This is a genomic window from Curtobacterium sp. Arg-1, from assembly GCF_025643395.1.
GTDB classification, from domain to species: domain Bacteria; phylum Actinomycetota; class Actinomycetes; order Actinomycetales; family Microbacteriaceae; genus Curtobacterium; species Curtobacterium poinsettiae.
This window is the reverse complement of the sequence record NZ_CP095731.1, coordinates 651,211-672,479: the sequence shown is the minus strand read 5'-3', so window position 1 is coordinate 672,479 and position 21,269 is coordinate 651,211. Positions and strand designations below refer to the sequence as shown.

18 protein-coding genes are annotated in these 21,269 nt (G+C 72.1%); 9 read left to right on the top strand and 9 right to left on the bottom strand.

What is annotated here, in order from left to right:
• Positions 1 to 16: 16 nt before the first annotated feature.
• Positions 17 to 394 carry a BlaI/MecI/CopY family transcriptional regulator gene (locus tag MXD64_RS03290; protein ID WP_259551779.1) on the bottom strand — a complete coding sequence of 126 codons (378 nt, stop codon included), beginning with the start codon at positions 392 to 394 and terminating at the stop codon, positions 17 to 19.
• A 111-nt stretch (positions 395 to 505) separates the two neighbouring features.
• Between MXD64_RS03290 and MXD64_RS03285 the strand changes: the two genes are divergently transcribed.
• Positions 506 to 1,126, top strand: coding sequence for a DUF5134 domain-containing protein (locus MXD64_RS03285; RefSeq protein WP_056069318.1), 621 nt, complete (start codon positions 506 to 508; stop codon positions 1,124 to 1,126).
• Positions 1,127 to 1,139: 13 nt separating this feature from the next.
• Positions 1,140 to 2,612 carry a PepSY-associated TM helix domain-containing protein gene (locus MXD64_RS03280; protein WP_159557360.1) on the top strand — a complete coding sequence of 491 codons (1,473 nt, stop codon included), beginning with the start codon at positions 1,140 to 1,142 and terminating at the stop codon, positions 2,610 to 2,612.
• Positions 2,613 to 2,693: 81 nt separating this feature from the next.
• Here MXD64_RS03280 and MXD64_RS03275 read toward each other — a convergent pair whose 3' ends face one another.
• The 4 genes from MXD64_RS03275 to MXD64_RS03260 form a co-directional block, all read right to left on the bottom strand.
• The gene (locus tag MXD64_RS03275; RefSeq protein WP_259551776.1) at positions 2,694 to 3,974 is read right to left on the bottom strand and encodes an alpha/beta hydrolase; all 1,281 of its coding nucleotides are present in this window, start codon (positions 3,972 to 3,974) and stop codon (positions 2,694 to 2,696) included.
• Entirely contained in the window at positions 3,971 to 6,004 is a 2,034-nt protein-coding gene (locus MXD64_RS03270; RefSeq protein WP_259551774.1) for a bifunctional lysylphosphatidylglycerol flippase/synthetase MprF, read from the bottom strand. The genes MXD64_RS03275 and MXD64_RS03270 overlap by 4 nt, the downstream gene beginning before the upstream one ends.
• A gap of 211 nt (positions 6,005 to 6,215) precedes the next feature.
• Positions 6,216 to 8,312 carry a DEAD/DEAH box helicase gene (locus MXD64_RS03265; RefSeq protein ID WP_263137125.1) on the bottom strand — a complete coding sequence of 699 codons (2,097 nt, stop codon included), beginning with the start codon at positions 8,310 to 8,312 and terminating at the stop codon, positions 6,216 to 6,218.
• 274 nt (positions 8,313 to 8,586) lie between these two features.
• Positions 8,587 to 9,330, bottom strand: a complete 744-nt coding sequence (locus MXD64_RS03260; RefSeq protein ID WP_017886232.1) for a polyprenol monophosphomannose synthase — start codon at positions 9,328 to 9,330, stop codon at positions 8,587 to 8,589.
• A 74-nt stretch (positions 9,331 to 9,404) separates the two neighbouring features.
• On the opposite strand from MXD64_RS03260, the gene MXD64_RS03255 reads away from it, so the two are divergent.
• Both MXD64_RS03255 and MXD64_RS03250 read left to right on the top strand, forming a co-directional pair.
• The gene (locus MXD64_RS03255; protein WP_263137124.1) at positions 9,405 to 9,593 is read left to right on the top strand and encodes a hypothetical protein; all 189 of its coding nucleotides are present in this window, start codon (positions 9,405 to 9,407) and stop codon (positions 9,591 to 9,593) included.
• 91 nt (positions 9,594 to 9,684) lie between these two features.
• Complete coding sequence (locus MXD64_RS03250; RefSeq protein WP_263137123.1) at positions 9,685 to 10,566, top strand: hypothetical protein; 882 nt, start codon at positions 9,685 to 9,687, stop codon at positions 10,564 to 10,566.
• Between the two features lie 9 nt (positions 10,567 to 10,575).
• On the opposite strand, the gene MXD64_RS03245 is transcribed toward MXD64_RS03250, so the two are convergent.
• A complete protein-coding gene (locus tag MXD64_RS03245) occupies positions 10,576 to 11,430 on the bottom strand; it encodes a PPK2 family polyphosphate kinase (protein WP_017886234.1) in 855 nt (284 codons plus the stop codon).
• 181 nt (positions 11,431 to 11,611) lie between these two features.
• On the opposite strand from MXD64_RS03245, the gene MXD64_RS03240 reads away from it, so the two are divergent.
• Positions 11,612 to 12,622, top strand: a complete 1,011-nt coding sequence (locus MXD64_RS03240; protein WP_082046918.1) for an alpha/beta hydrolase — start codon at positions 11,612 to 11,614, stop codon at positions 12,620 to 12,622.
• Positions 12,623 to 12,706: 84 nt separating this feature from the next.
• Positions 12,707 to 13,003 (top strand): hypothetical protein, encoded by a 297-nt coding sequence (locus MXD64_RS03235; protein WP_042539069.1) that lies wholly within the window; start codon positions 12,707 to 12,709, stop codon positions 13,001 to 13,003.
• Here the strand turns inward: MXD64_RS03235 and MXD64_RS03230 are convergent.
• The 3 genes from MXD64_RS03230 to yczR all read right to left on the bottom strand — a co-directional run bounded on the left by MXD64_RS03230 (position 13,000) and on the right by yczR (position 18,875).
• Entirely contained in the window at positions 13,000 to 16,482 is a 3,483-nt protein-coding gene (locus tag MXD64_RS03230) for an efflux RND transporter permease subunit (RefSeq protein ID WP_262118397.1), read from the bottom strand. The genes MXD64_RS03235 and MXD64_RS03230 overlap by 4 nt on opposite strands.
• A gap of 81 nt (positions 16,483 to 16,563) precedes the next feature.
• Positions 16,564 to 17,238 (bottom strand): DUF6518 family protein, encoded by a 675-nt coding sequence (locus MXD64_RS03225; RefSeq protein ID WP_071251514.1) that lies wholly within the window; start codon positions 17,236 to 17,238, stop codon positions 16,564 to 16,566.
• A gap of 185 nt (positions 17,239 to 17,423) precedes the next feature.
• Positions 17,424 to 18,875 carry a MocR-like transcription factor YczR gene (gene yczR, locus MXD64_RS03220; RefSeq protein ID WP_236559541.1) on the bottom strand — a complete coding sequence of 484 codons (1,452 nt, stop codon included), beginning with the start codon at positions 18,873 to 18,875 and terminating at the stop codon, positions 17,424 to 17,426.
• Between the two features lie 61 nt (positions 18,876 to 18,936).
• On the opposite strand from yczR, the gene yczE reads away from it, so the two are divergent.
• From yczE to MXD64_RS03205, 3 genes are all read left to right on the top strand, one after another.
• Entirely contained in the window at positions 18,937 to 19,590 is a 654-nt protein-coding gene (gene yczE / locus MXD64_RS03215; RefSeq protein ID WP_071251513.1) for a membrane protein YczE, read from the top strand.
• Positions 19,591 to 19,724: 134 nt separating this feature from the next.
• On the top strand, positions 19,725 to 20,618 hold the full coding sequence (locus MXD64_RS03210) for a DUF4097 domain-containing protein (RefSeq protein WP_259551760.1): 894 nt from the start codon (positions 19,725 to 19,727) through the stop codon (positions 20,616 to 20,618).
• Entirely contained in the window at positions 20,615 to 21,196 is a 582-nt protein-coding gene (locus tag MXD64_RS03205; protein WP_259551758.1) for a PadR family transcriptional regulator, read from the top strand. The genes MXD64_RS03210 and MXD64_RS03205 overlap by 4 nt, the downstream gene beginning before the upstream one ends.
• Positions 21,197 to 21,269 lie beyond the last annotated feature (73 nt).

The window sequence follows — 21,269 nt, the reverse complement described above, 5'->3', positions numbered from 1 at the left end:
AGCACCGATCCTCCCGTCACGCGCCCGTGCGGTCGATGCCGGCTCCGCCGAGGGCAGCACGCAGCACGTCCAGGTCATCCGCACCGAGCGAACCGGTGAAGCGCTGCAGGACCGCGGTGCGATCACTCGACCGACCGAGCACCTCCGTCATCGAATCAGCGGTCTCGGCAGGGTCCGCCTTCGTCGCCCGGTAGGCCTTCGATGCCGGGTCCCGCTCGACGAGCCCCTTCCGCTCCAGCCTGGCGAGGACGGTCAACACCGTCGTGGAGGCCAGTGGGCCGACCTCTACTGCGAGCGCATCGCGCACCTGCCGGCCGGTGTGCGCCGCATCCTGCGCCCAGAGCAGCTGCAGCACACCCGACTCGAGGGACCCGTGCGCACGACGCGGACTCATCCGCGCGCCCCGAACTCATCGACCATGCGGCGATTCTACATACAGTAGAAACTGGCTTCTACAACTTGTAGAGTGGCGCCGCCACCCGCCGCGATGAAAGGTCCACCCCTCGTGTCACACAGCCTGCCGCTGTCCGTCCTCCTCACGGTGCTGTTCGCCGTGACGGCAGTCGGGTACCTCGGCTTCGCCTTCCGCCCCGGCAGCAGCGGTGTCGCACGGGTCAGTGACGTCTTCCACGTGCTGATGAGCGTCGCGATGCTGGCGATGCCGTGGGCCTGGGGGATGACCCTCGCGCCGCCGACGCTGCAGATCCTCGTGTTCGGCCTCGCGACGTCGTTCTACCTCGTCCTCACGCTCGGCAGCAGCCGGTACGGCAGCCACGAGCACCACGGACCCGGCGGCTCCGGGCGACTGGTGCTGGGCTACCACGTGGTGATGATGGCGGCGATGACCCTCATGGGCGTGATGATGCTGCCCATGGCCGGCGGGGCTTCGATGTCGATGCCGGAGATGGACATGACCGGCAGCGGCCACAGCATGCACACCTCCTGGTCGGGATGGACACCGGTCTCGTGGGTCCTCGTCGTCGTGTTCGCGATCGCGACCGTCTGGATGCTGGTGCGGCTGATCGCGTCAGCGCGTGTCCGCCAACACCCCCTCGCACGCCTCGACGGCGTGCTCTTGCTGCTGATGAGTGCCGGGATGGCACTCGCGTCCATCCCCACGAGCTGAGGAACACCGCACCATGACCGCAACCGCCGATCGGGACACCACTGCGCCCGCGTCCGCGCCGTCGACGGCGCAGCCGCGCCGGAACCCACAGCGGGGCTGGTTCGGACCGTTGTTGCTGCGCCTGCACTTCTCTGCCGGGCTGTTCGTCGGACCGTTCATCCTCATCGCCGCGCTCTCCGGCGCCGTGTACGCGCTCGGTCCGACGATCGAGCAGGGCATCTACCGACACGAGCTCACCGCACCCTCGACCGCTGCCGCGAAGCCGCTGGCAGACCAGATCGACGCCGCGCAGGCCTACATCCAACGGCACCACCCCGAAGACACCCTCGCCGCCGTCCGCCCGGCACCTGCGCCGGGTGCCACGACGCGGGTGATGTACGCCGAGGCTGGGCTGATGGACTCGCAGAACCGTGCGGTGTTCGTCGATCCCGGCACCGCCGAGGTCCGCGGTGACCTCCTGGTGTACGGCACCTCCGGGGCGTTGCCGTTCCGCACCTGGGTGGACACGTTCCACCGGTCGCTGTTCCTCGGCGACGTCGGCCGCCTCTACAGCGAGACCGCGGCGTCGTGGCTCGGCGTCGTCGCCCTCGCCGGTCTCGGCCTGTGGGTGATCCGGATCCGGAAGACGCGCGCCAAGCGCGACCTGGTCCGCCCCGCACGTGGTGTCCGCGGCTACCGGCGGGTCTTCTCCTGGCATGCCTCCACCGGGGTGTGGCTGCTCCTGGGCGCGTTGTTCCTGTCGGCGACGGGCATCACCTGGTCCCAGTACGGCGGTGGCAACGTCGACCAGCTCCGCTCCGCTCTCAGCTGGGGCACACCCGCACTGACCACCTCCCTCTCCGACACCGGCACGGCGGCTGGTGGCGGTGAGGACGCCGCCCACCACGGCGGCTCCGCCGCATCGACCGATGCGGGACCGGCAGCCGTCACCCCGGTGCTGTTCGATCGAGTCCTGGCCGCTGCGAAGGCTGCGAACATCCACGCGTCCGAACTGCAGATCACCCCGCCGGCGACGGCGGATCAGGCGTGGACGGTCGCGGAGATCAAGCGGTCCTACCCCACCGCGGTGAACTCCGTCGCGATCGACCCGCGGGACATGCGCGTGGTGTCCGAGACGAACTTCGACACCTTCTCCCTCCCCGCCAAACTCACCCGGTGGGGCATCGACACGCACATGGGCACGATGTGGGGGTTGCCGAACCAGATCCTGCTGTTCGTCACGGCGCTCGGGATCGCCGCGATGGTCGTCTTCGGCTACGTGATGTGGTGGCAGCGCCGCCCCATCGGGAAGCGCGTCGGGAACGCCCCGGCCGCGGGTGCCCTGAACCGGGCGCCGTGGTGGGGGTCCGGGCTCGTCGCGGTCGGCGCGATCGTCATCGGCGCGTTCCTGCCCGCGCTCGGTGTCACCCTGCTCGCGTTCGTCGTCATCGACGTCCTCATCACCAACCGCTCGGTCCCGCCCACCCCTGCGGCACCCGGCGAGTAGGACCGCTCGTGCAGAGCGGTCGCACCTGCCCGGTACCGGGTCCGGGCACGACCGTCACCCGGCACGGATCCCGTGCCGACGTCAGTGGAGCGCTGTGGAGAGCACGTCTGCCAGGTGGGGCAGGTCCGTCCGGAACGACCACTGCACGGTGTTCCAGTCGTGTCCGCTCCCCGGGGCGAACGCGACGCTGGTGTCCGCGCCCGCTGCCCGTGCAGCGTCGGCGAGGACGCGGGCGTTGCGGCTGAACGCCCCGTCCGCCGACCCCGCGGTGAACCAGAACGCGCGCCCGTGCAGGTCGTCCGCCCGCATCTGCGCGATCGGACCGGCGGCCTTCCACGCGCTGACCGACCCGCCGAACGCCCGGTCGGCGCTGTGCTGCGGGTTCCGGTCGATGGGCTGCAACTCGCTGGAGACCGCGAGCACGGCCCCGAACCGGTCGGGGTGCGCGGTGGCGAACTGCATCGCGCACGTCGCCCCCTGCGAGAAGCCGGTGAGGCCCCACGCACGGCGGTCCGGGGTCACCGGGAGGTGCGCCGTCAGCCAGCGCGGCACGTCCTCGGTGACGTAGGTCGCTGCGTTCCCGAGGTCCGAGTCGACGCACATCGTGTTCAGGCCGGGCGAGGAGAGCTGGTCGACGGAGACGACGATCGGCGCGCGGCCGTGGTGCGCTGCGGCGTAGCCGTCGAGTGCGCTGCCCATCCGGCCTGCGGTGAACAGGTCGCTCGGAGCGCCCGGTTGGCCGGAGAAGGCGAGGACGACGGGCAGGGGCGCCGGATCCCTGACCAGGGCGACGGGCGGGAGGTAGACGACGGCGGGTCGAGCGGGGAACCCCGATCGCTCCCCGGGGATCTCGACGGTGCGGACCTCGCCGGTCGTGGGCATCGTGGCGGCTGGGGCAGCGGCGAGGTCGAGCTCCGGGAAGGGGTCCGTCTGCACGACGGTGCGGAGCGTCGGGTACATCGCGAACTCGACGTTCACGCCGAGGGCGGACGACAGCAGTGCGGTCGGGAGCAGCAGGACGGCGAGGGCCCGACGCCAGCGGCCGCCCTGCACCAGGCCGACGACGACCGAGGCCAGCGCAGCGGCGGCCACGACGAACCACAGCCGCGTCACGGGACTCATCGCGACCCCGAACAGGTTCACCAGGTCGCTGAGGACCCAGCAGACGATGAGCACCACGACGGCCGCGGCCGCGGCGACGCCCGCCCGGACTCCGGCCCGACGCCACGCGACACGGGATCGCCAGCCGCCGACCGCGGGGAGCAGGACGACGACGCCGAGCAGTGCGAACGCCACGTCCAGCGGGACGAGCAGCGTCGGAGCCTGCAGCTGGGTGGCGAGCAACCGGTCGGCTGGGCTCACCGCTTCGACACCGCCCGCGCGGGAGCGGGCTCGCGGACGGTCGAGCGGTGTGCCTGGCGCAGTGCCCAGAGGTGCTTCGGCCGGAGGCCTGGGACGTACGCGCCGGCCAGGGCACGTGCGACCCGCGGCACGTGCAGCGGCGTCGGGACCACGATCCAGAGCGCCTCGTGCCGAGCGCCGAACTTCTCCTTGAAGCGCTGGAGCGACCGGAACCCGTACACCGGCTCGAGGAGTCGGGCGACGAGGACCGATCCGAGGGACACGAGGGACCGTGCGCCGTCGTGGGGTGCGAGCGGGGTGCCGGAGAGGCTGATCATCCGCAGGCCCGCGTCGCGTGCCCGGATCGCGGTCCGGGCGATGAGGAACTCCATGACCCCCGGCATGCCGTCCTCGCCACGGCGCATGACGTCGAGCGTGTAGCCGGCCAGTCCGCCGTGCTCGTACACGGGCAGCCAGCTCGTGACCGCGCTGACGTGTCCGTCGGCCGTCACCGCCAGCATGAGTCGGACGTCGGGGTCGTCGAGCTCGTGGAAGCCGCCGAGGGTGAACCCCATCTCCGGCAGCCTCCGGTCGGTCGCCCACCGTGTGCAGATCGCCTCGACCTCGGCACGTTGTTCGTCGGCGAGCGCGTCGAAGGTCGTCCACTCGTCGCGGACCCCCTCACGGTCGGCCCGGTTCGAGGCCGTCCGGAGGTCCTGCCGCTTCTTGCCGCGCAGGTCGAACGTGGCGACGTCGAGCACCGACTCGACCCCCACGGGCAGCGCGGTCCACCCCTCGGCGGCGAGGATCTGCCGCACCGGTTCGTGCACGCTCGTGAACGCGGGCACCCAGCCGTTCCGGTCGCAGAAGGCGGTGAACGCGGACACGACCTCGGCGCGGTCCGCCGCGCTGCACGCCGGGTCCGACACGGTGAGTGCCACGTCCCCGCGGACCCGGTACGCCACGGCCCCACGCCCGTCCGGGTGCGTCCAGGTGGCGTTGCCGCGCCAGGTACCCATGTGGCCGAGGGATCCGGCATCGCCGACGCGCAGCATGTCGACCAGGGCACCGCGGCCGTTGGTGGCGGCACGGAACCGCGAGCGGACGAGACGGCCGCGGAGCGCCAGGACCGTCAGCAGCACCATCGCCGGCACGAGCCACGCGCCGAGCAGCGTGACCTGCCACTCGATCGCGTCCAGCCCGAGTCCGCGCCACTGCACGGCGTCGTCGGTCATCGGTCCGATGAGGAACACGTCGGCGAGGACGGCGGTCAGCGTCACGAGCACGCCGACGGCGAGCACGATGCCCGTGCGCCGGCCACGCTGCACGAGCCAGGCGGACACCAGCAGGAGCAGCCCGACGATGACGACCGCACGGTCGCTCATGGCGTCGGCGAACACCGAGAGCACACCGTCCGGGTCCGGCACGACAGGGGTCACCAGGGTGCCCGCGCCGAGCGCGATGAGCGTCGCGACCACGCAGGTGCGTGCGCTGACCGTGTCACGCGCGGTCGGCGCGTTGGGACCGGAGGCCCGGCGTACCACGAACGAACCGGCTGCGGTGCCGAGCAGGGTCGCCAGGGCACGGGCGAGGTCCGACCCGTGGCCAGCGAAGAGCACGAGCGTGAGGACGACCGTCCAGAGCGCGGCTCGCGTGCGCCACCGGTGCTGCGCGGGCATCGCTGCCGACGCGGCACCGAGCAACGCGGCGGCGACGATCGACGGGGCGAAGAGCGGCTGTCCGACCGCGAGTTCAGCGTGTGCCTCGCCGAGCGCTGACCCGATGCTGACGGTGAGCAGGGTTCCGAGGACGCCGAGCGCCGGCGCCACCACGCCGATCACCACCGTGCGGATGGATCCGAGGGACCGTTCGGCGAGCACCGTCGTCAACACCACGAGGACCACGGCGAGGCACGCCACGGGCGGGTGGTGCGGGAAGTCGGGTTCGGCGTGAGCGATCCGCGCGCTCACCAGGAGCACGGCCGTCGCTGCGGCCACGGAGACGGAGACGGGGAACCGGCGGAGTCGTCCGACGAGCGCTGCGGGTGTCACGTGATCATTGCATCGGTCCTGCTCGCCCGTGTCATCAGTCGGCGGCATGAGCGCGGCGGCTCCCTGTCCTCCGAGAGGATGACCCGTGCGCCAGCTGACGTCGCGGCCGAGCCGCGGACCGGACCCGGCGGGGTCGTCGGTCGCACCGCGTAACGGACGGGAGGCCCGGTACCAGCTGGTACCGGGCCTCCCGTCCGTCGTGTGGTCGCGACTAGCGCGCGGCGAGCTCCGACACGATGCCGTCACCGGGTGCGGCCTGCACCAGGTCCGCCTCGATCTCGGCGCGCTCGAGGATGCCCTCGATCTTGCGGATGCGGCCACGCGGGACGATCGTGACGACCGTGCCCTCCTTGCCGGCACGACCCGTGCGGCCGGAACGGTGCATGTACGCCTTGTAGTCGTCCGGGGCGTCCGCCTGCACGACGAGCGAGACGTCGTCGACGTGGATGCCGCGGGCGGCGACGTCGGTGGCGACGAGCACGTTGACGCGGCCGCTGGTGAGCAGCTGCAGGTTGCGCGTGCGGCGCGACTGGTTCAGGTCTCCGTGGAGCGAGGTCGCGCGGATGCCGGCGTCCTCGAACTGGTCGGCCAGACGCTCGGCGTAGGCACGCGTCCGGGCGAAGACGATGGTCTTGCCGTCGCCGGCGACCAGTTCCTCGAGCAGACGGTCCTTCTCGCGCTGCTCGACCACGAGGACACGGTGGTCGATGGTCGAGGAAGCCTGGTCCTCACCCGCGACCTCGTGCACGCTCGGCTCGTGCAGGAACTGCTCGACGAGCGCTGCGACCTGGGTGTCGAGCGTCGCGCTGAACAGCAGCTTCTGTGCGCGGTTGCCCTGCGGGGTGACCTCGGCCGTGGCGGCGAGGATCTCCTGCACCGGCTCGAGGAACCCGAGGTCGCACATGTGGTCGGCCTCGTCGAGCACGGAGATGATGACCTCGCTGAGGTCGAGCTTCCCCTTGTTCATGAGGTCCTGCACACGGCCGGGGGTGCCGACGATGATGTCGACGCCGCGCTCGAGCGCGCCCTCCTGGCGGCCGTAGGGGACGCCGCCGTAGATCTGCGTCGTGAACAGGCCGACCGAGCGGGCGATCGGCTGCACCGTGCGGTCGATCTGCAGGGCGAGCTCACGGGTCGGCGCGAGGATGAGCGCACGCGGGGCGCGGCCCATCTTGCGCTTCGTGCCGCCGCCGTGCTCCATGAGCTTCTCGACCAGGGGCGCACCGAAGGCGATGGTCTTGCCGGAACCGGTCCGGCCTCGGCCGAGGACGTCCTTGCCGGCGAGCACGTCGGGGATCGTCGCCGCCTGGATCGGGAACGGGCTCGAGGCGCCGAGCTCCTGCAGGGCCCGGGAGATGTTGCCGCCGATGCCGAGGTCGCCGAAGGTCACGCCCTCGACGTCGGCCGCGATGGTGGCCTCGGCCTGGAGCTTCTCGAGCTTGACGTCGTCGGCGGGCACGAACTTGCCACGCTCGGGCTCGTCGAACGAGCGGCGCGGGGTGCGGTCGTCGCGGTCGAACGAACGACGCGGACGGTCGTCGTTGTCACGACGGGGCGCTCGGTCATCGCGGTTGAAGCTGCGCGGGGCACGCTCGTCACGGTCGAACGAACGACGCGGGCGGTCGTCGTTGTCACGACGCGGTGCACGGTCGTCACGGTCGAAACGACGCGGGGCACGCTCGTCACGGTCGAAGCGACGGGGACGGTCGTCGTTGTCGCGACGCGGGGCGCGATCATCGCGATCGAACGAACGACGCGGACGGTCCTCGTTGTCACGACGCGGCGCGCGATCGTCACGCTTGAAGCTGCGCGGGGCACGCTCGTCACGGTCGAAGCGACGGGGACGGTCGTCGTTGTCGCGACGCGGGGCGCGGTCATCACGGTCGAACGAACGACGCGGACGGTCGTCGTTGTCGCGACGGGGCGCGCGGTCGTCACGATCGAAGCGCCGCGGGGCACTGGGCCCCTGCGAGCCGGTTCCGGCGCGACGCGGAGCTTGCGGAGCGTCGGGACGGCCGTGCGAGTAGGGAGCATCACGGTTGTAGCCGCGACCACCACGGTCGTCGCGATCGGGGCGCCGCTGGCCGCCGCTGTCTCGCGGCTCCCAGTTCGGACGGGCCGGACGCTCGCCCTGCGACGCGCGACCGCGACGCTCCTCGGCGTCCCAGCGCTGCTTCTGACGCGGCTGCGACGAGTCGGCGGCGCGGAACCCCCGGTGCTTGCTGCTGCGGGCGGCGGGGGTGCCGTTCGGGTGGCGGACGCGGTCGGAGGCGCGGTTGTCCGCGCCTCCCTTGTTGTACGGGGCCATGGCTACTTTCTCGGGTGCGCAACGTACCGCAGCGCCCGACAGCGACATCGGCGGGGGCTGCTTGCGGAGAGGGGGTTCATCCCGTCGCGAGTCGACGTGATTCCAGCCCTCGAGCAACACACACCCAGCAGAATTTCCGTGATCACAATGTCACGACGTCGAAGGCCGACCGATCGAGTCTACGCGAGCCGCTGCCCTGACGCCAGCCCCGATGCGAACGCAGGCCGGTCGGGCGGGGTGATCCGTGCCTCCTGGCCGCACCGGACACGACGCGTCACGGCGAGCCCAGCCGGAACAGCCGCTGCAGCCCCCACCCGGTGACGCGGACGAGCGCCTCGACCACGATCCCACCGCTCATCTTCGACTCGCCCCGCTCGCGCTCCACGAAGGTGATGGGGACCTCGGCGACGACGGCACCGGCCCGGACCGCACGTCGGGCGAGGTCGACCTGGAAGCAGTAGCCGGCCGAGGCGATGTCCTCGGCGACGAGCGAACGGAGGAGGTCCGCGCGGATCGCGCGGTAGCCCCCGGTGAGGTCGCGGACCCGGACACCGAGCGCGATCCGACTGTAGAAGGAGCCGCCGCGCGACAGGGCGATCCGGTGCCACGGCCAGTTCACGACCGAGCCACCGCGCACCCAGCGCGAGCCGATGACCAGGTCGGCACCCGCCGCACAGCGTTCGAGCAGCCTGCCGAGTTCTTCGGGCCGGTGCGAGCCGTCGGCGTCCATCTCGACCAGGACGTCGTGGTGGCGCTCGAGCCCCCAGGCGAACCCCGCCAGGTAGGCGGCGCCGAGGCCGGCCTTCTCGGTGCGGTGCAGGACGTGCACACGCTCGTCGTCCCGGGCGAGGGCGTCCGCGATCGCGCCGGTGCCGTCGGGGCTGCCGTCGTCGACGACCAGGACGGCGACCTCGGGACGTGCCGCGAGGACGCGGGCGACGACCGACTCGATGTTCTCGCGCTCGTCGTACGTGGGGATGACGACGAGCGTCCCTCCACGGGCACTGCGAAATGTCAAGGATTACCCCGTTGGTGTCTGAGTTGGCTTGGATATCAGCACAACGTATACGCAACACCACGACGGAGGCCAGCATGCGAGCGCGCACGGTGACCCGCACACTGCCCGACTGCCTCATCACCCTCGCGCTCTACGCACTCGCGCGGGTGGTGACGACCGCCACGCTCACCGTCGGCTTCGCGTTCACCGATCCGGTCGGGTTCGGCGACACGGCCGACCCGAAGGGGTTCTTCGAACGCTCGACCGCCTGGGACGGCCAGTAGCTTCCTCGAGATCGCGCGGCAGGGCTACCCGAGCACACTGCCCGTCGACGACACCGGCGCCGTCCAGCAGAACGTCTGGGCGTTCCTCCCGGTGTTCCCGGCGCTCGTGCGGGCGGTCAGCGCGACCGGCGTCGACCCTGCGGCCGTCGCGGTGCTGCTGGCGACGGCGTTCGGCGGCGCGGCGTCCGTCGCACTCGTGGCCCTGCTCCGTCCCCACGTCGGCCGGACCACCGCGCTGTGGTCGGGCGTGTTCTTCGCGTTCGGGCCGGTGTCGTTCGTCTTGCAGATCGCCTACGCCGAGTCGCTCGGCCTGCTGCTCACGTTCGCCGCACTCATCGCGATGCAGCGCCGGCACTACTGGACGGTCCTGCCGATCGTCACGGTTCTCGCGTTCACCCGGCCCGGGGCGCTCGCGATCCCGTTGGCGCTCGCGCTGCACGCCGTGCTCCGGCTCGTGCAGCGCGACGAGGTGACCGTGCGGGAGCGTGTCGCGATCGTCGTCACCGGCCTGGTCACGGCAGCGGCGGGCCTGGCGTGGCCGGTCGTGGCGGCGCTCGTCACCGGGGTTCCCGACGCCTACTTGCAGACCGAACTCGCGTGGTGGCGGCTCCACCTCGACGTGCACCACTTCGCGCCACTGACACCGTGGTTCCTGCAGGCCGACCGGTTCGCGGGCACGCTCGGCGTGGTCGCTGTGCTCGTCGCGGTCGGCGCGACGGGATGGTGGCTGTCGTCGCGCTCGACGCGCCGGATCGGCTCGGTGCCGCTGCTCGGCTCGGCCTCGTACCTGCTCTCCCTGTTCGCGACGTTCTTGCCCCAACAGAGCTTGCCGCGGCTGCTGCTGCCGGCGGCCCCGCTGCTCGGTGCGCCGCTCCTGCACCGCACCGCGCTGCGACGGGGCATCGTGCTCGGTGGCTGCGTGCTCGCGCAGCCCGCGGCGGTGTGGGTGCTGTTCCTCACCCACAATCCCTGAGCCGGTGGGTCAGGACTCGGCGAGCCGACGACGCTGCTCGGCGACGTCGAAGTCGGCCTTCGGCCACGACAGGTGCATGTCCTCCAGCGCCCGGAGCAGGAGCTGCTGCACGGCGAGGCGTGCGTACCACTTGCGGTTCGCCGGCACGACGTACCAGGGCGCCTGCGGGGTCGACGTGCGGTCGAGGGCGATCTGGTACGCCTGCTGGTAGCGGTCCCAGAGCAGACGGTCGTCGATGTCGCTCGGGTTGAACTTCCAGTGCTTGTCCGGACGGTCGAGCCGGTCACCGAGACGCTCGCGCTGCTCGTCCTTCGAGATGTGCAGCATCACCTTGACGATGGTCGTGCCAGCGGCGGCGAGGCCGTCCTCGAAGGCGGTGATCGCGCCGTACCGCCGCTCGATCTCGTCCGGCGCGGCGATGCCGCGGACGCGCTGGGCGAGCACGTCCTCGTAGTGGGAGCGGTCGAACACGCCGAGCTGTCCGGCTGCCGGCAGCTGCTTCTCGATGCGCCACAGGAAGTCGTGCTCGCGTTCCTCGGCCGTCGGGGCCTTGAAGCCGGCGTAGTGCACGCCGTTCGGGTCGACCGCGCCGACGACGTGCGAGACGATGCCACCCTTGCCCGCGGTGTCCATCGCCTGCAGCACGAGCAGCACCCGGCGCTCGTCCCCCGCGGTCGACGCCGCGTACAGGCGCTCCTGCAGGGCGGCGAGCCGCGAGGCGCCCGCGGCGAGCGCTTCGAGGCCGTCGATCTTGCGACCGGGGAAGCCCGGCGTGCCGTCGGGGTCGACCTGGTCGAGGCGGAACCCGGGTTCGACACGCAGCAGCGGTTCGGGATCGGCGTTCCAGGCCTTGCGACTGCTCACGGGTCCTCCTGCGGTGCTCCGGTCGGCGACTGCCGTGCTCATCCTCGCACTGCCGGGTGACGCCGGTGCAGCCGGTCTGCACCGGGAGCGCCGTCCGGGGGTCGCCCGCTCGGGGGTCGTCCGCTCGGGTTCCTCCGTTGGGGTGACGTGGGCGGTCGCCGGTGCGGCTAGCGTGGACGTGATGAAGTCCGGCCGCCGCTCAGTGCTCGCGCTCGTCGCCGCGGTGGTGGCGCTCGGCGCGATGGCGTCCTGCAGCACGGATCCGGTCGGCGACGAGAACGCCACCGTCACCGCGGACAGCGTCATCTACCCGCTGTCGCTCCGGTACCACGGCATCGATGTGGTGGCCGACGTGCCCTACGGCACTGACCCGCTGCAGCGCCTCGACGTGTGTCTGCCGGCCGACAGCGAGCCCGCGACGACGGCGACCCCCACCGCGACACCGTCCGCCTCGGCCACCGCCGACCCGGAGGCGGTCGAGGCCACGACCGGACGCCCCGCGGTCCTGATGATCCACGGCGGCAGCTGGTCGCACGGCGACAAGGCGACGGCCGCGTACCGGTCCGTGTGCAAGTACCTGGCGTCCGAGGGCTTCGTGACGTTCAACGTCGACTACCGGCTGGCGCCGACGGATCCGTTCCCTGCCGGGCTCGACGACGTCCGACGTGCGCTCGACTACGTGTTCCGCCCGGCGACGCTCGAGACCTACGACGTCGACTCCCAGCGCGTGGGCGTGTTCGGTGGGAGCGCCGGCGGCAACCTCGCCGCGATGCTCGCCGTCACCGACCACGACTCCGCCGCGTACGCCGACGGCGACCGGATCCGCGCCGTGGTCGACCTGAGCGGGCCGACGAACCTGACCACCCGGTCCACCGAGCCCGACGGGGTGTCCGCGGCCTTCCAGCGCAAGCAGCTGCTCTACCTGGGGTGCCGGTCCTACGCCAGGTGCCCGGCGGCCACCCGGGCGTCGCCGGAGTTCCACGTCACCTCGGACACGGCGCCGTTCTTCATCGGGCACTCCACCGACGAGTTCATCCCGTTGTGGGAGTCGCAGGAGTTCGCCGCGACACTCCGATCCCACGACGTCCCGGTGACGTTCGTGGCGGTCGAGGGCACGGCGCACTCGATCGCGCAGCTCGACGAGGCGATGAGCCGCCGGGTGGTCACCTTCCTGCGGACCCAGCTCGGCTGACCGGACGACCGACCGCGTGCCCCGGGTGGGTGGCACCCGGAGTCGGGACTGCCGCTGCGGAGCCCGTGGCCGCAGACTTCGGTGGTGACCGACACCTCGACCCGCCCTGCCCGCGCCGCTGCGACCCGCTGGGACCGCCCTGCGCTGCAGACGTTCGCGGAGCTGCTGCTCGGGCTGTCGTTCGTCACCGCGGTGGCCTTCGGCGGCTACGCCTCGGTCACCGGGCAGCTGGCCGTCGTGTCGCAGGGCGCCGCCGTGGTGTTCCTCGTGACGCTGACCCTGGTGCTGGTGTCGTGGTTCCGGGGCGTCGAGCGCGAGGAACGAGCCGAGCCGGTCGTCGTCTCGCCCCTCGCCGCGGTCGACGCCGAGTACCGCCGCTAGGCAGCGCTGCCGGAACGCTCCGCTCGCCGCCGCTGTCGTTCCGCCCGACGCTCCGCACGTTCCTGGCGTCGCTCGGCACGCGCCTGCTTCCGGGTCTTTCCCGCGGCGATCCGGTCCGTGTTGCGTTCGCGGGCCCGCTCGACCACGAAGTACAGCGCCGGCAGCACCACGAGCGTCAGCAGTGTCGAGGACACCAGACCACCGATCACGACCAGCGCCAGCGGCTGCGAGATGAAGCCGGACTTGCCGGTCAGTCCGATCGCCATCGGCAGCAGCGCGAAGATCGTCGCCATCGCCGTCATGAGGATCGGACGGAGGCGTCGTGTCGCGCCCTCGATCAGGGCCTCACGCACCCGCAGCCCGCGTCGTCGGTACTGGTTGACGAGGTCGATGAGCACGATGGCGTTCGTCACGACGATGCCGACGAGCATGAGCAGACCGATGAGCGACGCGACGCCGATCGGGACACCGGATGCGATCTGCAGCAGGATCGCGCCCGTCGCAGCGAACGGCACCGACACGAGCAGCAGCAGCGGCTGGAGCAGGCTCCGGAACGTCGCGACCATGATCACGTAGACGATCAGCACGGCGACCAGGACCGCGAGCCCGAGCTGCGAGAACGCCGATGACTGGCTGGCGGCGACGCCACCGATGGAGGCGGTCGCACCCTTCGGCAGGTCGAGTTCGTCGACCGCGGTCGTGACGGACTGCACGGCCGCACCCAGGTTGGTGGCGTCCGGCGTCACGGTGATCGTGGCGGTGCGGGCGGCGTTCGTCGTGGTGACGGTGGTGGGGCCCTCGGACTCCTCGACCGTGGCGACGTCGGACAGCGGGACGGTGCCGGTGCTCGTCGGGACGTCGAGGGCACGGAGCGCGGCGATGGTGGTCGGCGGCTCCGGGTCGGCGATGTAGACGTCGAGCGTCGCGTCGTCGATCTCGATGCTGCCGGTGTCCCGCGGTGAGACCGCGGCGGCGACGAGGCCGCCCACCTGGGTCTCGGTGAGGCCGAGCGACGCGGCCTTGGCACGGTCGACCCGGACGGCGAGGAACGGTTCCGCGGCGGAAAGGTTGCTGGTGGCGGCCGTGGTGTCCGGCACCGACTGCATGGTCTTCAGCACCTGGCGCGATGCCGTCTCGAGCTGCGACTGGGTCGGCGCGGTGACGTCGACCTCGATGTCGCTGCTGCCGCCGAACCCGCCGCCGGAGGACGCGATGGTGACCTCGCCGACGTCCTTGATCGACCCGATCGCCTTGCGGGCGTCGGCTTGGATCGTCGGCTGGTCGGCCTCGGCGTCGGTCGTCACGGCGTACTGCACCGAGGCGCTGCCGCCACCGCCGAACGCGGCCTGGATCGACTGGCCGCTCGTGCCGATGGTGGTCTGCACGGTCTCGACGCCGTCGACGTCCTGCAGTGCCCGCTCGACCTTGCGCGCGGACTCGGACTGGACGGCGAGGCTGGAACCGGCCTTCAGGTCCTGCGTGACCGTGAACGTGTTCTGCCCCGAGTCGCCGAGGTAGTTCGTGGTGACGAACGGCAACGTGGCGGCCGTGCCACCGAGGATGATCACGGCGAGCAGGATGACGACGACCGGCTTCCGGACGACCCACCGGAGCACCGGCAGGTAGACGCGGCGCAGGCGGTCGACCCGGCCGGCGTCGTGCAGGTCCGCGGCGGAGGCGAGCGCGCCTTCCGAACGGTCGCGGTCGCGGTCGCGGTCACGATCGGCATCAACCGCCGACGGTGCTGCTGCCGCTGCTGTGTCTGCGTCTGCGTCTGCGTCTGCGGCCGTCGTCGCGTCGCCCGGCTTCGCCTTCGGCGGGCGGAGCCACCAGTACGCGAGCACCGGGACGATCGTGAGCGAGACGAACAGGGAGGCGACGAGTGCCAGGGTGACCGTCACGGCAAACGGCCGGAACAGCTCCCCGACGAGTTCGGCGACGAAGGCCACCGGCAGGAACACCGCGACGGTCGTCAGGGTCGAGGCGGTGACCGCACCGGCGACCTCGCGCACGGCGTCGCGCACGGCCTGGCCGCGGTCGACGCCGGGGAGCATGTGCCGCTTGATGTTCTCGATGACGACGATGGAGTCGTCGACCACGCGGCCGATCGCGATCGTGAGCGCGGCGAGCGTGATGATGTTGAGCGTGTACCCGGCCGCGCGCATGCCGATCGCGGCGAGGAGCACCGACGTCGGGATCGAGATCGCGGTGACGAGCGTGGAGCGCCAGGACAGCAGGAACACCAGGATGACGAGCACCGCGAAGGCCAGGCCGAGCAGGCCTTCCTCGGCCAGGGAGTCGATGGACTGTTGGATGTAGGGCGCCTGGTCGAAGACGACGGTGAAGCGGGGGTCGCCCTCGATCTTGTCCTCGATGCCGGGCAGGGCCGCACGCACGGTGTTCGAGACGTCGACGGTGTTGGCTTCCTGCGTCTTCGTGATCGAGATCGTCAGGGCCTGCTGGCCGTCCACACGACTGATCGAGGTGCGCGGGGACTGCGTGATGGCGACCTTCGCGACGTCGCCCAACGTGGTGTCGGTCGGGGTGGCCGCGGTCGTCGACGTGTCCGTCGCCGCGGATCCCGTCGGCGCAGCACCGGTCGCATCCGTGCCGGTCCCCGTCGTCCCCGTGCCCGTCGCGCCCGCGGCCGTGCCGTCACCGGACGACGCCGCGCCGTCGGCACCTGCGGCCCCTGCCCCGGCCGCGTCCGAACCGGAAGAACCGGAAGAACCCGACGAGCTCGACGAGCTGGTCAGTGGCAGGGCCCGGATGTCCTTGAGCGAAGCGATCCGCTCACCCGTCTGCACCGACAGCGTCGAGCCGTCCTCGGTGATGGTTCCGCCGGGGATCAGGGTGCCGTTGTCGTCGAGCGCGTCCGAGATGGCCGTCTGGCTGAGGCCGCGCGCGGCGAGCTCGTCCTGGTCGGGCGTGATGACGACACGACGGCCGGGGTTGCCGAAGACGTCCGCCTGTCGCACACCGTCGAGCTTCTCGAGGTCGGGGATCGCCGAGGCCTGCAGCCGGTCGACGAGCTGCTCCTGGTTGCCGGACGCCGAGACCGCGACCTGCAGCACCGGCAGGTCGTCGAAGGACCCCGTGACGATCTGCGTCTGCACCGAGTCCGGCAGCGACAGGGCGTTCACCGCGGTCTGGATCTTGTCCTCGGCGCTGGCCAGGTTCGAGCCGTACTGGAACGACGCCGACACCACGCTCTGCCCCGTGGACGAGGTCGCGCTGGTGGACTCGAGGTCCGGGACGACCTGGATCGCCTGTTCGATCTTGGTCGAGACGTCGTTCGACACGACCTCTGGCGTGGCGCCGGGGTAGGCGCTGACGATCGCGACCTGCGGGAACTCGACGCTCGGGATCAGCTCCTGCTTGAGGCTGGAGAGCGCGATGCCGCCGAAGACCGCGACGACGATCGTGACGAGCGCGATGAGGGCCCGGTTGCGCAGGCTGAAGACCGAGAGGAGGTGCACGTCATCGATCCTCGCAGGAGCGACCGACGAACGTTCAGTTCCGGGCCAGGACCCGCCGACGGATCGGGACCCGCCGGGCGATCAGGACCCGCCGAGCAACAGGTATGCCCCGAGCACCGCGACGGTGCCGACCACCCCGGCCCCCAGCGCCACCACGCGCCCGACCGGCGACCGCGCGCCGACGACCCCGATGCCGAGGAGCACCACCCCGACCACGATCTCGACGATCCACGTGCCGTGGCCGGTCGTCGCCGCGACCTGCAGGAGTCCGCGGACGCCCTCGCCGAGGAGCACCGCGGCGGTCACACCGAACGCGCCCGCCCGCCACCGGGCGTCATCGGAGCGCACGGCCACGGCGACCGCTCCGGCCAGCAGCCCGGCCGGGACCCCGAGCAGCACCCACGGGTTCGTGATCGACAACACGTCCGGGAACCCGCGCAGGACCGTCGTGGCCCAGTACCCGACGTGCATGAGTTCGAGGAGCACGACGCCGAGCACCGTCGCCAGCGGCAGGGCGATCCGGCCCGCTCGGGCTCCGGCCACCAGGCACAGCAGCGCGGCAACCACGAACCACGGCCCGGCCGAGTTCGACACGGAGGCGAGTGCGGGCACGGCCTGCCCGAACGCGGTCAGGACCCCCGCCAGGAACGCCCCGCTCAGCGCGATGGTGACCCGCACCACGGCGGGGACCGCCGCGGGCGGCTCGACCGACGTCGGCACAGCGGAGCGGGTTCCGGCGGACAGGGTCGCGTTCATGGCACCAGCCTCGCCGGACCCCGCTGAAGCCGCATCACCCCGGGGAGCGAGAACCCCCGACCCGACCTCACCCCAGAGGATGACGCCGAGCCCCGGCGGATGACGCCGAGCCCCGGCGGACGACCCCGATCCCCGGCGGACGACCCCGAGCCCCGCAAGACACCGAGCCCTGGACGACGCACGTCTCAGACCACCGCCGCCAACGACCCCCGCACCCCGGTCGACTCGCCGCCCACCCGTTCCCACGACCGCGACAGCACTTCCACCAACCGCCCCCGATCCGCCGGGGCCATCGTGAACGGCACCCGCAGGAACCGCTCGAACCCGCCGTCCGGCCCGAACACCCCGCCGGAGGCGAGCACCACACCCTCGGTCCGCGCGGCGAGCACGAGCGCGCTCGACACGGGTCTGCCGAGCCCCACCCACGTCGTCAACCCGCCCGCCGGTGCCGGGACGTCCCACTCCGGCAGCCGCGCCCGGAGCGCGCCCACGACGGCGTCGCGACCTTCGCGCAGGGACGCACGCCGCGCCTCCAGGACGGCAGCCGTGCGCGGGACCAGCTCGCGCACGACCAGCTGGTCGAGCACGGGGGTACCGAGGTCGCCGGTCGGGCGGGCGAGCAGCAGCCGCTGCAGCAGCGCCGGGTCGGCGCGGATCCAGCCGATCCGCAGCCCACCCCAGAAGACCTTGGCGGCGGAACCGATCATCACGACCGACGCCCCCGTCGGGTCCGCCGCTGCCAACGGCGGCGACGGCGAACCGTCGATCCGGAGCTCCCCCATCGTCTCGTCGGCGATGACGGTCGTGCCGACCGAGGCCGCGGTCGACAGCAGGAGCTGGCGGGTCGATGCGGACATGGTCGCACCGGTCGGGTTGTGGAGCTCGGGCATGACGTACGCGACCGAGGGCGCGGTCCGGCGGAGCGTCGTCTCGAGCGCGGCGGCGTCCCACCCGGTCCGCGCGTCGACGGGGACGCCGACCAGGCGGCCGCCGGCCTCGCGGAAGGCCTCGTGCGCGTGCGGGTAGGTCGGCGACTCGACGAGCACGGCGTCGCCGCGGCGGACGAGCACGCGTGCGAGCAGCGCGATGGCGTGCTGCGCGCCGATCGTCACGATGACCTGGGCGGGATCGGTGGGCAGCCCGCGCTCGGTGTAGCGGGCGGCGATCGCGGCCCGCAGGCCGGGGTCGCCGACGGTGTCGTAGCCGATGCCGGCGAGCGCCGCCGGCACGTGTCGGACCGCTCGCTCGACGGCCTCGTCGATGCCGGGGGCCGCGTGCAGGGCAGCCTTGCGGAGGTCGAGCACGTCCCCCTCGACGACCCCGCCGAGGCGTTCGGGGTCGGGCCGGCCGACCAGGTCCCGGGGCAGGTGGACCACGCTGCCGGAGCCACGGACGGACACCAGGAACCCGTCCGAGCGCAGTCGGGCGTAGGCGTTCGCCACGGTGGTGCGCGAGACGCCGAGGGCTGCGGCCAGTCCGCGCTCGGCCGGCAGCCGGACCCCCTGGGCGACGCGACCGTCGATGACCAGGACCCGGAGGGCGTCGGCGAGCGCCTCGTAGGCGGGGGCGGTGGTGCCGGCGCGCCAGTCGGTCAGCAGGTGGGCGGCGGCGCGAGCACTGATGAGAACCGGGGGCACGGGTCCACGGTAGCGCGATTGGCTCTCGACCAGCAGGCCAATCCATCGCGACGATGGGACCATGCCCCGCCGCACCGCCCTCACCCTGCGCTTCGTCCAGCTCTTCGTCGGGCTGTTCCTCTACGGCGCCTCGACCGCACTGCAGGTCCGCGCGGTGGTCGGTGTGAGCTCGTGGACCGTGCTGACCCAGGGGCTCGAGAACGTCGTCCCGTGGTCGTTCGGCGTCATCACGGTCGTGTCGAGCGGGGTCATCCTCCTGCTCTGGATCCCGCTCCGCCAGAAGCCGGGCATCGGGACGCTGCTGAACGCCCTGGCGATCGGACCGAGTGCCGACCTGGTGCTCTGGCTCGTGCCGGAGCCGTCGGGGATCGTCGCCCGGATCGGGCTGTTCGCGGCGGGGCTCGTGCTGCTCGCGGTCGCGACGGCGTTCTACATCGGTGCGGGGTTCGGCACCGGGGCGCGGGACGGCCTGATGGTCGGCCTGCACCAGCGGCTCGGCTGGCCGATCTGGCTCGCCCGGACCCTGGTCGAGGTCACCGTGGTGATCGTCGGGTGGGTGCTCGGCGGGGACGTCGGCGCCGGCACCGTCATCGCGGCGTTCGCGATCGGGCCGATGGTCCAGCCGCTCATGCCGCACTTCCGCCGGTTCCCGTGGAGCCCGGAGCGCCGGATCGTCCAGGAGGCGCGCCCCACCCCCGTCACGCACGCTTCGTGAGCAGGAACGGTCGGGTCGCGCGGCCCCACCCGACCACTTCTGCTCACCATCCGCCCGGCACCCTTGCGGAGCGCCGAGTCGCGATATAGCGTGACCTCCACAGACGCGATACATCGCGAGTTCCAGGAGGCACCATGGCGCAGGAGAAGTGGCTCGTCGACGAGCCCAAGGTCATCGACACCGGCATCGTGCGCACCGTGCGCGTCGGTCTCGTCGGCGGACAGGTGGACGTCGTCGCGCACGACGAGCCGACCGCACGGGTCGAGATCCACAGCGTGTCCGGCAAGCAGATGCTCGTCGAGGTCGACGGCGACACGCTCACCGTCGACCACCCCCAGGTCCGGTGGGACGACCCCATCGGGTTCCTGAAGTCCTTCCGCGGCAAGGCCCACGCCGACGTCAGCATCCTGGTCCCCCGCGACGCCGGCATCACGCTCGGTGTCGTCTCGGCCGGTGCGCTGCTCTCCGGCACGAACCGCGGCGCGACCCTCAACACGGTGTCCGGCGACCTGGTGGTCGACGGCGTCGCGGGTGACGTCACGGTCAACGCCGTCTCGGGCGCCACCACGATCCGCGACCTCGACGGCGCCCTCACGGTGCACACCGTCTCCGGCGACGTCGTGGCCACCGGCGAGATCCCCCGGTTCCAGGCCGACGGCGTCTCCGCCGACGTCGTGCTGGACCTGCACGGGGTCCCCGAGTCCGCCCGCATCAACACGGTGTCCGGCGCGGTGAGCGTCCGGCTCGAGGACGGCGTCGCCTACAACTGCACGGTCAACACCGCGACCGGCAAGCTGCAGTTCGACGACGCCGAGATCCGCGGCGTGCGCGGCTCGTACGTCAAGCAGGGCGGCGAGCTGTCCGGCCAGTGGCTCGACCTGCGGGTGAACTCCGTGTCCGGCGACATCGCGGTGCTGCACGCCCCGCCGGTCGCCGACACGCCGGCCGCGCCGACGCCGCCACCGACTGCGCCGAGCACGCCGACGGCTCCGACCACCCCGACGAACGACAGCGAGGTGCCCGAATGAGTCCCGTCTTCGCCCACGGCCACCTGCGTCTCTACCTGCTCGTCCTGCTCGCAGACCACCCCATGCACGGCTACGAGCTCATCCAGGCACTCGGCGACCGCTTCGGCGGCACCTACGTGCCGAGCGCCGGCACCGTCTACCCCCGGCTCGCGAAGCTCGAGGACGACGGCCTGGTCTCCAAGACCGCCGACGGCCGCAAGACCGTCTACGCGATCACGGAAGCCGGTCGCGCCGAACTCGCGGCGCGTGCCGACGAGATCGCCGCGGTCGAGTCCGGCCTGAGCGACTCGGTGAAGTCGTTGGCCGACGGCGTGCGCGCCTCGGTGGGCGAGGCCATGCGCTCGCTCCGTGCCGACCTGGCCGCCGCGGCCGAGAGCCCGGCGACCGGTTCCACCGAGGAGCCCGTGTCCGTCCCGTCGGACAGCGCCCGCGCCCTGCGCGAGCTCGAGATGGCACTGTCGTCGTTCCGGCAGCAGGTGCGCGCGGACCTGCGTCGTCGCGCGACCCGCGGCACGCTCGGTTCGGACACCGTGACGCGTCTGCGTGACGGCCTGGAGGCCCTGCGCAAGTCGCTCTGACGGCCCGCGGCCGACAGGCGGTGGCGACCAGGGCCTCCCGGCCGTCGTCCGCCCGCGGTCGCGACCGACGCAT